The 11,583-nt window shown below is 70.9% G+C and carries 15 protein-coding genes and 1 tRNA gene; 3 read left to right on the plus strand and 13 right to left on the minus strand.

The window, feature by feature from the left end:
- Positions 1-7 precede the first annotated feature (7 nt).
- Positions 8-415, minus strand: coding sequence for a MarR family winged helix-turn-helix transcriptional regulator (locus AC061S_RS22100; protein WP_478687686.1), 408 nt, complete (start codon positions 413-415; stop codon positions 8-10).
- Between the two features lie 260 nt (positions 416-675).
- Between AC061S_RS22100 and AC061S_RS22105 the strand changes: the two genes are divergently transcribed.
- Entirely contained in the window at positions 676-915 is a 240-nt protein-coding gene (locus AC061S_RS22105) for a hypothetical protein (protein ID WP_478687676.1), read from the plus strand.
- Positions 916-930: 15 nt separating this feature from the next.
- Here AC061S_RS22105 and AC061S_RS22110 read toward each other — a convergent pair whose 3' ends face one another.
- The 10 genes from AC061S_RS22110 to AC061S_RS22155 form a co-directional block, all read right to left on the minus strand.
- Positions 931-1,734: a hypothetical protein gene (locus tag AC061S_RS22110; RefSeq protein WP_478687677.1), complete on the minus strand. Its 804-nt coding sequence runs from the start codon at positions 1,732-1,734 to the stop codon at positions 931-933.
- A gap of 83 nt (positions 1,735-1,817) precedes the next feature.
- Positions 1,818-2,672 (minus strand): RNA polymerase sigma factor SigF, encoded by an 855-nt coding sequence (locus AC061S_RS22115; protein WP_243341827.1) that lies wholly within the window; start codon positions 2,670-2,672, stop codon positions 1,818-1,820.
- A gap of 246 nt (positions 2,673-2,918) precedes the next feature.
- Positions 2,919-3,839 carry an RNA polymerase sigma factor SigF gene (locus tag AC061S_RS22120; protein ID WP_478687687.1) on the minus strand — a complete coding sequence of 307 codons (921 nt, stop codon included), beginning with the start codon at positions 3,837-3,839 and terminating at the stop codon, positions 2,919-2,921.
- A gap of 331 nt (positions 3,840-4,170) precedes the next feature.
- Positions 4,171-4,332 (minus strand): hypothetical protein, encoded by a 162-nt coding sequence (locus tag AC061S_RS22125; RefSeq protein WP_478687678.1) that lies wholly within the window; start codon positions 4,330-4,332, stop codon positions 4,171-4,173.
- Between the two features lie 366 nt (positions 4,333-4,698).
- Complete coding sequence (locus tag AC061S_RS22130; protein ID WP_478687679.1) at positions 4,699-5,019, minus strand: hypothetical protein; 321 nt, start codon at positions 5,017-5,019, stop codon at positions 4,699-4,701.
- 91 nt (positions 5,020-5,110) lie between these two features.
- Positions 5,111-5,197 (minus strand) — tRNA-Ser (locus AC061S_RS22135).
- 57 nt (positions 5,198-5,254) lie between these two features.
- Positions 5,255-5,683 (minus strand): tRNA adenosine(34) deaminase TadA, encoded by a 429-nt coding sequence (gene tadA, locus AC061S_RS22140; RefSeq protein WP_478687688.1) that lies wholly within the window; start codon positions 5,681-5,683, stop codon positions 5,255-5,257.
- 77 nt (positions 5,684-5,760) lie between these two features.
- Positions 5,761-6,345 carry a tRNA adenosine deaminase-associated protein gene (locus AC061S_RS22145; protein WP_478687680.1) on the minus strand — a complete coding sequence of 195 codons (585 nt, stop codon included), beginning with the start codon at positions 6,343-6,345 and terminating at the stop codon, positions 5,761-5,763.
- Positions 6,346-6,652: 307 nt separating this feature from the next.
- Entirely contained in the window at positions 6,653-6,826 is a 174-nt protein-coding gene (locus AC061S_RS22150; RefSeq protein WP_243341832.1) for a hypothetical protein, read from the minus strand.
- A gap of 137 nt (positions 6,827-6,963) precedes the next feature.
- Positions 6,964-7,905, minus strand: coding sequence for a universal stress protein (locus tag AC061S_RS22155; RefSeq protein WP_478687681.1), 942 nt, complete (start codon positions 7,903-7,905; stop codon positions 6,964-6,966).
- 208 nt (positions 7,906-8,113) lie between these two features.
- Between AC061S_RS22155 and upp the strand changes: the two genes are divergently transcribed.
- Entirely contained in the window at positions 8,114-8,749 is a 636-nt protein-coding gene (gene upp / locus AC061S_RS22160) for a uracil phosphoribosyltransferase (RefSeq protein WP_267758966.1), read from the plus strand.
- Between the two features lie 74 nt (positions 8,750-8,823).
- Here upp and AC061S_RS22165 read toward each other — a convergent pair whose 3' ends face one another.
- Both AC061S_RS22165 and AC061S_RS22170 read right to left on the minus strand, forming a co-directional pair.
- Complete coding sequence (locus tag AC061S_RS22165) at positions 8,824-9,468, minus strand: LytR C-terminal domain-containing protein (RefSeq protein ID WP_478687682.1); 645 nt, start codon at positions 9,466-9,468, stop codon at positions 8,824-8,826.
- Positions 9,469-9,601: 133 nt separating this feature from the next.
- The gene (locus AC061S_RS22170; RefSeq protein WP_112446725.1) at positions 9,602-9,898 is read right to left on the minus strand and encodes a type II toxin-antitoxin system VapB family antitoxin; all 297 of its coding nucleotides are present in this window, start codon (positions 9,896-9,898) and stop codon (positions 9,602-9,604) included.
- Positions 9,899-9,986: 88 nt separating this feature from the next.
- Between AC061S_RS22170 and AC061S_RS22175 the strand changes: the two genes are divergently transcribed.
- The coding region (locus tag AC061S_RS22175) for a helicase HerA-like domain-containing protein (RefSeq protein WP_478687683.1) at positions 9,987-11,583 on the plus strand (1,597 nt) is incomplete at its 3' end.

Here is an 11,583-nt window from a genome sequence, read left to right on the forward strand (position 1 = left end):
CTTCGGTCTAGCTGTCTGGAAGCGTGAAGCTCGATCGGAGCCGGGCGAGCAGGACGGTGAGGTGGTCGATGTCCGCGTCGGACCAGTCGGCCAGGGCCTTCTCCAGCGCGGTGGTGTGGCGGGCGCCGAGCTCGGCGAGGAGTGCGCGGCCGGCCGGGGTCAGGCGCAGGATCCGGCAGCGGGCGTCGCCGGGGTCGGTGTCGCGGGTGATCCAGCCGCGGTCGGCGGTGTGCGCGACGTGCCGGCTCGTCACGGAGATGTCGATGGCGAGGTACTCGGAGAGGCGGCTGAGCCGCATCTCGCCGTGGCGGTCGAGCACCGTGAGCACGGCCGCCGAACCGGGCGGGCAGTCGGAGGGCAGGGTGCGGGCGAGGTCGCGCTTGACGGCGCCGATGCCGGTGAGCTGACGGGCCAGTTCGGCGTGACGCGTGGCAGGTTGTGTGGCCGGTGTGGCTGGTGTGGCCTCTGCGACCGGTGTGGTCTCCACGGGCGGTGCGGGCGGTGCGGGCGGTGCGGTCTCCACAAGCGGCGCGGTCTCCACAGGCGGCGCGGTCACCGGGTCCCCCCTCCGAATGTCGTTGCTTTGGGCAACCATAGAAGCAGATGGTTGTTACAGGCAAATGAATCGAAGGGTTGGGCGGTAAAGGAATCGGAAAACCCGCTAGGGTCCTGCGCATGGCTGCGAATCACGACTCGAACCACAACGCACAGGCTCCCGAGGGTGACTACGACCCCGCGGGCAGCACCCAGATGTTCCGGGCGTTCGTCGAGGAGCCGGCACCGGCCCCCGCCGTCCCGGGCTCGCGCATGCAGAACCGTGCCGCCCGCAAGTCGGGACCGGGCGCGGGCGTGTGGATCGGCGTCGGCCTCGCCGTGGTGGTCCTGGTCGCCGTGGTGGCCTGGCTCGCGCTCTGAGACCCGGCCGCCGGCTCAGTTCCAGGTGGCCGTGACCTTCTGGGTCTCCACGCGCATGCCCAGGGGGACGCGCCAGGCTTCGACGCAGATCCGGTAGCTCTGCGTCTTCGCCGTGCCGCCCGCGATCGGGGCGGGCAGCGGCTGGGTCGAGTTGATGGTGGCCCAGTCGACGCCCAGGGCGCCGATGATGTGCGTCGCGAAACTGACCGAGCCCGAACGGGCCGCGGTGCCCCCGGTGTTGGTGAAGGTCACCGTGACCTGCTCGCACCAGCGTTCCGCCGTGGCGGTACGGGTGGGCGCGCCGATGCTCAGCTTCGCGGGCGTGGCCGGAGGCGGCGCCGGGGTGGACGGGCCCGGCTTCGGGGGCGGGATCGACGGAGTGCCGGGCGTACCGCCCGGGGTGGTGGGAGGCCTGGTGCCGGGTGCGGTGCCGGGCGGGTTCCCGGAGCCGCCGGGGGTGGTGGGCGCGCCTCCGCCCGGGGTGGTGCCGCCGGGTGGCTGTGACCCCGGGGCGCTGGGCGGCGTACCGCCGGGGACCCCGCCCGGAGTGGCGCCCGGGACCTCGCCCGGGATCTCCGCCGAGGTGCTGCCCGGCGTGCTGCCGGAGGACGCGGAGGATCCCGGCACTGCCTGCGGAAGCGGCTGGAACTCCACTCCGGCCTGGGGCGCGACGTTCTCCCCGGTGCCCCGCTCGGGGCCCGGAGCGGCCGCGCCCACGGCCACGTAGCCCTCGCGCGCCGGGCCGCCGCAGCCGGTCAGGGCGGCGGCGGACGTGGCGCACAGGACGAGGAGGGCGGCTGACCGGGATGCCTTTCGCATCCCGGCAGTTTTCCTGACGTGCCGTCAATTGGGAAGCGGGTGCGTGGGATTGTCCGCGCACCCGTGCCCGGTGACCGCGGAGGCTACTCGCCGATCAGGCCGACGCGGAGCTGCGCGAGCGTGCGCGTGAGCAGCCGGGAGACGTGCATCTGGGAGATGCCGACCTCCTCGCCGATCTGCGACTGGGTCATGTTCGCGAAGAACCGCAGCATGATGATCTGCCGCTCCCGGGGCGGGAGCTTGGCCAGCAGCGGCTTGAGCGACTCGCGGTACTCGACGCCCTCCAGCGCGGTGTCCTCGTACCCGAGCCGGTCTGCGAGCGAGCCCTCGCCGCCCTCGTCCTCGGGTGAGGGCGAGTCGAGCGAGGAGGCGGTGTACGCGTTGCCCACGGCGAGGCCGTCGACGACGTCCTCCTCCGAGACTCCGAGCACGGCCGCGAGCTCCGGCACGGTCGGCGAGCGGTCGAGCTTCTGGGCGAGCTCGTCGCTGGCCTTGGTGAGGGCGAGGCGCAGCTCCTGGAGTCGGCGCGGGACGCGCACGGACCAGGAGGTGTCCCGGAAGAACCGTTTGATCTCACCGACGACCGTCGGCATGGCGAAGGTCGGGAACTCCACCCCGCGCTCGCAGTCGAACCGGTCGATGGCCTTGATCAGCCCGATCGTGCCGACCTGGACGATGTCCTCCATCGGCTCGTTGCGGCTGCGGAAGCGAGCCGCCGCGTAGCGCACGAGGGGGAGGTTCAGCTCGATCAGGGTGTCGCGCACGTACGTCCGCTCGGGACTGTCCGCGTCGAGGCCGGCGAGCCGCTTGAAGAGGGAGCGGGAGAGGGTGCGGGTGTCGATCCGGGTGTCGATGGCTTCCGAGCGGTGGGACACTGCCGGCACTTCACGCTGCTTGACGAGCGTGAGCACCTGTGAGCTGCCCTGGTCTACGGACATGCCACCCCCTTGAGGTCGCGGACGGTCGCGCTTCATCTGCGCGCCCGTCGGAGGAACGCAGCCTCCACCTGAATACCGGAGGCGGGGCTGCGGCAAACGCGGTTCCAGCAGAATGTCACATGTCGGCAACACGCTGTAGCGCCATGTCGACAAGTATCTCCAGCGACAGAACACGATAGGCCTGCTCTAGGGCGGGAATCTACCGGTGTGTCAGGAAACGAGGAGAATGATCTCCACTCGATCCGGTTAGGCCTCGATCCTGTTTGCGGATCGCAGCCGGGCGAAGCTCCGGGCGAGGAGTCGGGAGACGTGCATCTGGGAGACGCCGAGCTCGGCGCTGATCTGCGATTGGGTCAGATTGTTGTAGTACCGCAGGAGGAGGATCCGCTGCTCGCGCTCGGGCAGCTGTACGAGGAGGTGGCGGACCAGGTCGCGGTGTTCCACGCCGGCCAGCTCGGGGTCCTCGTAGCCGAGGCGGTCGAGCAGGCCGGGGAGTCCGTCGCCCTCCTGGGCGGCCTCCAGGGAGGTCGCGTGGTAGCTGCGGCCGGCCTCGATGCAGGAGAGCACCTCGTCCTCGCTGATGCGCAGCCGCTCGGCGATCTCGGGGGTGGTCGGGGTGCGGCCGTGCAGGGTGGTGAGGTCCTCGGTGGCGGCGTTGACCTGGACCCAGAGCTCGTGGAGCCGGCGCGGGACGTGGACCGTGCGGACGTTGTCGCGGAAGTAGCGCTTGATCTCGCCCACGACGGTCGGCATCGCGAAGGTCGGGAACTGCACCCCGCGCTCGGGGTCGAACCGGTCGATCGCGTTGATCAGCCCGATCGTGCCGACCTGGATCACGTCCTCCATCGGCTCGTTGCGGCTGCGGAAGCGGGCCGCCGCGTACCGGACGAGCGGGATGTTGGCCTCGATGAGGGCCCCGCGGACCCGGGAGTGCTCGCTGGTGCCCGGCTGCAGGTCCTTCAGCTGCCCGAACAGGACCTGGGTGAGCGCCCGGGTGTCGGCACCCCGGCTCTGCGGCCTGGGGGCGACCGGGGGCTCCTCGGGGGCCTCCTGCTGGGGCGGTACGTGGGACTCCTGCGGCGGGGCCGGTGGGGAGGCCGGCGGCTGGGCTTGCGGCGGGGCCTGGTGCGGAGCCTGCGGCGGGCCCTGGTGCGGGGACTGGTGCAGGGCCTGCGGGGACCCCTGGTGCGGAGGCTGCACGGGGTCCCGGTGCGGTTCCTGCGGGTGCTCCTGCTGCGGGTCCTGCTGGGGCGGCACCTCGGGCGCAGTACTGGCCGGCACGGTCACGCCACCCCTTCACGTCACGTCATCAACTCATCCGTCAAAAGCGGTCATAGCATCACAAGACATGTGCGCTGTGTGCAAGCACCGTATATCGCCGTGTTGAGGGCAAGTTGGGCATAACAGGGCATCTTGCCCCGTGTGCGGGAACGCAAAAAGCCCCCCACCCGTCGGAGTGGGGGGCCGGGAAGTCCGGAAACCGCTTCAGCGTACGGGTTCAGCGCACCAGTTCGGTCATGAACTCGCCGATCGCCGTTGCGGCATCCGAGATTCCTTGGAAGCCTATTTTCACCATTTCGGCGGCTTTTTCGGGCTGAGTGATGATGACGAAGAAGACGAAGACGACGAGGGCGCCCGAGAGCAGCTTCTTGGTTTCCACGTGCGCTGTCGGCCTCCCCAACCGGTCCTGCAAGGTCGGGAGAGTCTATCCGGTCAGGTTCGAACACTCACCCGGCCTTTAAGGACCAATGGCCCGGCGACGCAGGCCCTTTGCCGGTGTGGCGACGGCCTCGGAAGGCGCAGTATTGAACACGAGCCCACCGGTTCTGGCAGGAAATCGGTGAGCGAGGGACAGGACCTCACTGCGGGGTCCGAGCCGCAAGCTTCCCCCCTGACTGCGGCTTGGACTGGCAGGTTCCGTCCTCATCGGGGGAAGTGGCTTGTCCCCCCGATGCCACTTCCCCCGTCCCAACCGTTGAAGGTCCCGACTCTGGTCGGGGCCTTCTTCGCGCTGTGCGCCGAAGGGTTACTCCAGACCGCCGGCCAGGTCGGCGATCGGCTGTACCGGGGCGATCACGGGCGCGAGCTGGTTCGGCAGCTCCATCAGCTGGTTGAGCTGGTTGAGGCCGCCGGCGACCTTTTCGCCGATCTCCGGGACCGAGGACGGCGAGGCGCCCTCCGGCATGCCCTGCGGCGCCGGCAGGTCCGGGAGGGTGAGCGGGGCGATCGGGGCGGCGGAGGCGGCGGGCGCCGCGAGGCCCGCGGCGGCCCCGGCGAGGGCGAAGGCGGCGAGGATGCGCTGGGTCTTGGTCATGCCGTGACAACGGCCGAGGGCGCGGGCGGTCACGCGGGTGTCCCTCGGACGCCGAAAGCCCGGGACCCGGAACCCGGAAACGCCAAGAGCCCCGACCCTTGCGGGGCGGGGCTCTCGATCAGAGCGGTAGCGGTGGGATTTGAACCCACGGATAGCTTGCACCATCACACGCTTTCGAGGCGTGCTCCTTCGGCCGCTCGGACACGCTACCGAGAGAGAGCTTAGCCCAAGGAGACCCGTGCTCTGAAATCCATGCCCCCGGCACCCCTCAGAGGTCGCGGAAGAAGTCCGTGAGCTGCTGCGCGCACTCCCCCGCGAGTACGCCCGCGATCACCTCGGGCCGGTGGTTGAGCCGGCGGTCCCGTACGAGGTCCCACAGCGACCCGGCGGCGCCCGCCTTCTCGTCGGCCGCCCCGTAGACGACCCGGGCCACCCGTGACTGCACGAGGGCGCCCGCGCACATCACGCACGGCTCCAGGGTCACCACGAGGGTGCATCCCGGGAGCCGCCATTCCCCGAGGGCGGCGGCCGCCCGGCGCAGCGCCAGTACCTCGGCGTGTGCCGTCGGGTCTCCGGTCGCCTCCCGCTCGTTGTGCCCGGTGGCGAGGAGCCTCCCGTCCGGGCCGAGCACCACGGCGCCGACCGGCACGTCGCCGGCCGGCACCGCCCGGGCCGCCTCCTGGAGCGCCAGGCGCATGGAGTCCTGCCACGGGTCCCGTACGGGATCGGGTGCGTACGGGGTGGGCTGCGGGGTGTGGTGGTGTGCGGGGATCACTAGCGGACGGACTCCAGGACCTCGGTGGCGCCGAGCGATTCGGCGATCTCCGAGAGGGCGTCCCCGTCCAGGGTCATCAGTTGTTTGTGGCTCACCCCGAGGTCGTCGAGCAGCCTGGGGTCGCCGAGCGGCCCGGCGGGTGCCGGTTCGGATCCGGCCCGTACGTCGTGGCCGTCGTCGGAGTCGTCGTCTTCGTCCTCCTGGTCTCTGTCGGAGGGTCCGCCGTCCGGGTAAGAGGCGACCACCTCGTCCTCGCCGTCCTCGGTGCCGTCGAGGTCCAGCTCGTCGAGTTCGTCGTCCTCGTCGTCCTTGCCGAGCAGCTCGTCGGTCAGCATCGAGCCGTAGGAGCTGCGGGAGGCGGCGGAGGCGTTGGACACGTAGTAGCGCGGGTCCTCCTCGCCGTCCACCCGGACGACCCCGAACCAGGTGTCCTCCTGTTCGATGAGGGCTACCACCGTGTCGTCGTCGACAGAGGCGGAGCGGGCGAGATCGATCAGATCACTCAGAGACTCGACATCGTCGAGTTCCATGTCGCTCGCTTCCCACCCGTCTTCGGTGCGCGCGAGCAGTGCGGCGAAATACACCGTGACTCTCCCACTGGTCATAGGCGTGCCGGTTGGAGTTCCCCCCGGCCGGAGGTGGGTGGGGGTGGAACGGCCGCCGTGCTCGCCGTTTCGTACCCCGCCCAGTCGGCATCGTGGCAGAAACGGAGCCATTGCGAGAGGTCTTCCGCGCCGTGGCGCTGGCCGCGCGTGTTGTACGGGGCCTCGTGCCGGGGGCGCGACGGCGGCCGGGCGGCGGCCGGGCGGCGGCCGGGCGGCGGGCGTACGGGCGCCCGGCAGGGCTTCCGGCGGGACCCCGCAGGGGCCTTCGCAGGGGCCCCTGCGGGGCTCACCAGCGGAAGGTGCGCATGCGCATCTGCTGGCGCATGCGGGCGGCGCGGGCGCGTCTGGGCTGCACCCGGTCGCGCAGTTCCCGGGCCTCGTGCAGGTCGCGGAGGAACTGCGCGCGCCGAGCTCTGCGCTGCGCCGTGGTCTCCAGTGGCTCGTGATCGTCGTCGGGCATGGGTCACCGCCCCTGGCTGGTCCGGTCCGGTCCGTCCCCCCGAACCCCCACCTTCCCTCGGACCGGCCGTTTGATGCCACCTTCTGCCACGGCTCGGCAGGAATTCGGTCGGATTCCGACAATCCCGGCGACTTCGGCTACGTGGGCTCCGCCAGGGTCGGGACGATCGCCACCGGCCCGTGCGCGTGCTGCAGCACGGCGTTCGCGACCGAGCCGATCATCAGGGACCGGATGTGCCGGCGCGGGTGGTGGCGGCCCACGACGACCAGCGCCGCCGAGTTCGAGGTGGCGACGAGGCGTCCGGCCGCGTCCCCGGGCACCGCGGCCTGTTCGACGGGCACGGTCGGGTACTTCGCCCGGAACGGTGCCAGCCGCTCCGTCTGGGAGCGGAGCATCTCCCGCTCGGCCGGTACCGCGTCCTCGTCCTCCCCCACCAGCGCCTCCGGCGGGATCACCGCGAACGGGCTGTCGATCACCATCGTCGGCGACGGCGGGATGCTGTACGCCGACACCACCTGGAGCGTCGTTGCCCGCGCGGCCGCCTCCGCGAACGCGAAGTCCAGTACGTTGTCGGGCGTCTCCGCGGCGTGCAGTCCCAGCACCACCCGCCCGGCCGAGGGCTGGGCTGCGACGTCCACTCCGCGCGCCTCGTGCGCGACCACGACCACCGGGCAGGCGGCGCTGCTGGCCACGGCGCGGCTGTTCGAGCCGAGCAGCAGCGCGGCGAAGCCGCCGCGGCCCCGGGAGCCCATCACCAGCATCCGGGCGCCCTCCCCGATGTCCCGGAGGGCCTCCGGGACCGAGCCCTCCAAGGACTCGTAGCGGACTTCGGCGGGGAGCGGGCCCCCCGCCGCCAGGTGGGCCCGTATCCGCACGCTGACGGGGTCCTCGGCCTCTTCGGGCTCGGCGCGGTCGTACAGGGAGGAACGGCGTGCCGCGTACAGCTGGGCGCTGTCGGACAGCACGTGGGCGACGACGAGCCCGGCGCCGTGGCGCAGTGCCGCAGTCCTTGCCCACTCCAGGGCCTTGAGGCTGTGTTCGGATCCGTCGACTGCGGCGATCACCCTTGCGTTGGTCATCAGTCCAGCGTGCTGGGGGTCCGGCCGGGTCGCATCTCCAGGGGTTTCCGGGCGTGGCCGCCGCTTCGGGCGCGAAGGGGTGGGCGCAGCGCGTAGCCTTTTGGGTGTTGGTCGCGTGTTTGCGGCCGTTTTTGCAGGTAGAGGGGTCGCAGGTAGCGGCGTCGCAGGTCGCAGGTGAAAGTGCGGCGGCTGAGTCTTGGAGGATGTTGTGCGTTTGCAGGTCGTGGATCACCCGTTGGTGGCGCACAAACTCACCACCCTGCGCGACAAGCGCACCGACTCCGCCACCTTCCGGCGGCTCGCCGACGAGCTGGTGACCCTGCTCGCGTACGAGGCCACCCGGGACGTGCGCACCGAGCAGGCCGACATCGTCACCCCGGTCGGCCCGACCACCGGCGTGAAGCTCTCCTACCCGCGGCCGCTGGTCGTACCGATCCTGCGCGCCGGTCTCGGCATGCTCGACGGCATGGTGCGGCTGCTGCCGACCGCCGAGGTCGGCTTCCTCGGCATGGTCCGCAACGAGGAGACCCTGGAGGCCTCCACGTACGCGACGCGCATGCCGGAGGACCTCTCGGGCCGCCAGGTCTACGTGGTGGACCCGATGCTCGCCACCGGCGGCACGCTCGTCGCGGCGATCAAGGAGCTCATCAAGCGCGGTGCGGACGATGTGACCGCGGTGGTGCTGCTGGCCGCGCCCGAGGGCGTCGAGATCATGGAGCGCGAGCTCGCGGGCACGCCGGTGACGGTGGTGACGGCCGCGGTGGACGAGCGGCTCAACGAGCACGGCTACATCGTGCCGGGGCTGGGCGACGCGGGCGACCGCATGTACGGCTCGGCGGAGTAGCCCGGACCGGCTCCGAGCAGCCCGCACCTTCGAGAAGCCCGGCCCCCCTTGGGAGGCCGGGCTTTCTCAGCAGGTCAGCAGGTCTTGGCGGGCGCGGGCTGGGGGTTGGCCAGGGCGGCCAGGGCCTTGTCCGCGTCGGCCTTCGGCGTGAGCTCCTTGAAGGCGTCGCCCAGGATCAGGTCGATGTCCCCGGTCTCGCGGGTGTCGGTCTGCTGGGTGGCGCCGGCGAGGTTGGCGCCCAGGACGGAGAAGGCGGCCTTGTCGGTCTGCGGGGAGCCGAGCAGTATCCCGGCGCCCGGGACCTTCTTGTCGAAGTCGGCGGGGGCGTTGCCGACCTTGCCGAGGGTGAAGCCGCGGGCCTTGAGCTCGTCGCCGACGGCCTTGGCGAGGCCCGCGCGCGGGGTCGCGTTGTAGACGTTGACCGTGATCCCGCCGGGCGGCGGGAGGACGACCTTCGGCGCGGCGGCGGCGGTGGAGCCCGCCTTGGGGGCGGGGGTGGCGCAGTCCTTGGCCGCGGCGGCGGTCTTGCGTTTGTCCGCGTCGCCGCCGAACACATCGATGAGCTGCACGGCCCCGTAAGCGATCAGGGCCAGCCCGATGATCGATCCGAGCACCACGAGGACGATCCGGCGGCGGCGTCGAGGGCGGGACATGCGGGGGTAAGCCGCTCCCGTGACCTTGTACTTTCCGCCCATGCCAGGGGGAGTGAGCATGCTCATGTGCGCAGCGTAATGCCGACCGCTGCCGATGCCCACTGAATCATCTGTTGATAGGGCAAGGCTGACCCGAAAGGCGCAACCGGGACCTATCCGACACCCGGGCGGGGCCCGCCCGGCGCCCGGGGAGGGCGGATCAGCCCAGTTCGAGGACGCGCGCGTGCAGGACCTGGCGCTGCTGGAGCGCGGCGCGGACGGCGCGGTGCAGGCCGTCCTCCAGGTACAGGTCGCCCTGCCACTTCACGACGTGGGCGAAGAGGTCCCCGTAGAAGGTCGAATCCTCGGCGAGCAGCGTTTCGAGGTCGAGCTGGCCCTTCGTGGTCACAAGCTGGTCGAGCCGGACCGGGCGCGGGGCTACGTCCGCCCACTGCCGGGTGGTTTCCCTGCCGTGGTCGGGGTACGGCCGCCTATTTCCGATGCGCTTGAAGATCACACGGAAAGCCTACCGGGCAGGGGCCTGCGGGCGCAGCCTTGCGATGACGGTGCAAAGGTGGCGAATAGTGCTATTTCGGGAGTGATATATGAGCCAGAGCACCGACCCCGCGTCCCCTGCCGGCCAGATCGCCGCGGGGTACGCCTTCACCGGACCCGCGCTCGATCTGGGGGCCCTGCTCTGGGACGGGGCCTGCCTGCCGGAGCACCAGATCCGCATCCCGCTGTCGATGCTCAACCGGCACGGACTGGTCGCGGGGGCCACCGGAACCGGCAAGACCAAGACGCTGCAGCTTATCGCCGAGCAGCTGTCGGCCCAGGGCGTTCCGGTCTTCCTCGCGGACATCAAGGGAGATGTCTCGGGGATCTCCGCGCCCGGCACGGCCAACGAGAAGATCGAGGAGCGGGCCAAGGACGTGGCCCAGGAATGGGAGGGCTCCGGCTTCCCGAGCGAGTTCTACTCGCTGGGCGGGATCGGCCCCGGAATCCCGCTGCGGTCCACCGTGACGAGCTTCGGTCCGGTCCTGATGTCCAAGGTGCTCCAGCTCAACCAGACGCAGGAGCAGTCGCTGGGGCTGATCTTCCACTACGCCGACACCAAGGGCCTGGAGCTGATCGACCTCAAGGACCTGCGGGCGGTCGTCGCGTTCCTCGTCTCGGACAAGGGAAAGCCCGAGCTGAAGGGCATCGGCGGACTCTCCACGGTGACCGCCGGCGTGATTCTGCGGGCGCTCACCGCCTTCGAACAGCAGGGGGCCGCGGAATTCTTCGGCGAGCCCGAATTCGACACCAGTGAATTCCTCCGAACGGCGGCGGACGGGCGCGGACTGGTCTCCGTACTGGAGCTCCCGGCGGTCCAGGACAAACCGCAGCTGTTCTCCACTTTCCTGATGTGGCTGCTGGCGGACTTGTACACGGATCTTCCGGAAGTCGGCGATCTGGAGAAGCCCAAGCTGGTCTTCTTCTTCGACGAGGCGCACCTGCTGTTCAACGGGGCCTCGAAAGCCTTCCTCGAAGCCATCACGCAGACGGTCCGGCTGATCCGCTCCAAGGGCATCGGCGTCTTCTTCGTCACCCAGACCCCCAAAGACGTGCCGGCCGACGTGCTGGCGCAGCTCGGCAACCGGGTGCAGCACGCGCTGCGCGCCTTCACCCCGGACGACGCGAAGGCGCTGAAGGCGACGGCGAAGACCTTCCCGAACTCCGACTACGACCTGGAGGAGCTGCTGACCCAGCTGGGGACGGGCGAGGCGGTGATCACGGTGCTCAGCGAGAAGGGCGCGCCGACCCCGGTGGCGGCGACCCGGCTGCGGGCCCCGGAGTCGCTGATGGCGCCGATCGACGCGGCCGCGCTGGACCAGGCGGTGAAGTCCTCGCTGCTCTACTCGCGGTACGCGGAGCCGGTCGACCGGGAATCGGCGTACGAGAAGATCAGCGCCGAGCAGGCGGCGGCGGAGGCGGAAGCCGAGGCGGCGGCGGCCGCGGCGGAGGCGGAGAAGCAGGCGAAGGCGGCCGCGAAGGCGGCGCCGAAGCCGGTTCCCTCGCTGGCGGAGCAGGTGGCCTCCAGCGGGCTCTTCCGCTCCCTGGCCAGGTCGATCGGTACGCAGCTCGGCGTCGAGCCGGTTCTGCCGCAGCCGGTGCGAGCCGCGCGCGGTGCGCTTGATCACCGCGATGATCCGGCAGGGG

It is taken from the genome of Streptomyces sp. CA189 (assembly GCF_056428985.1).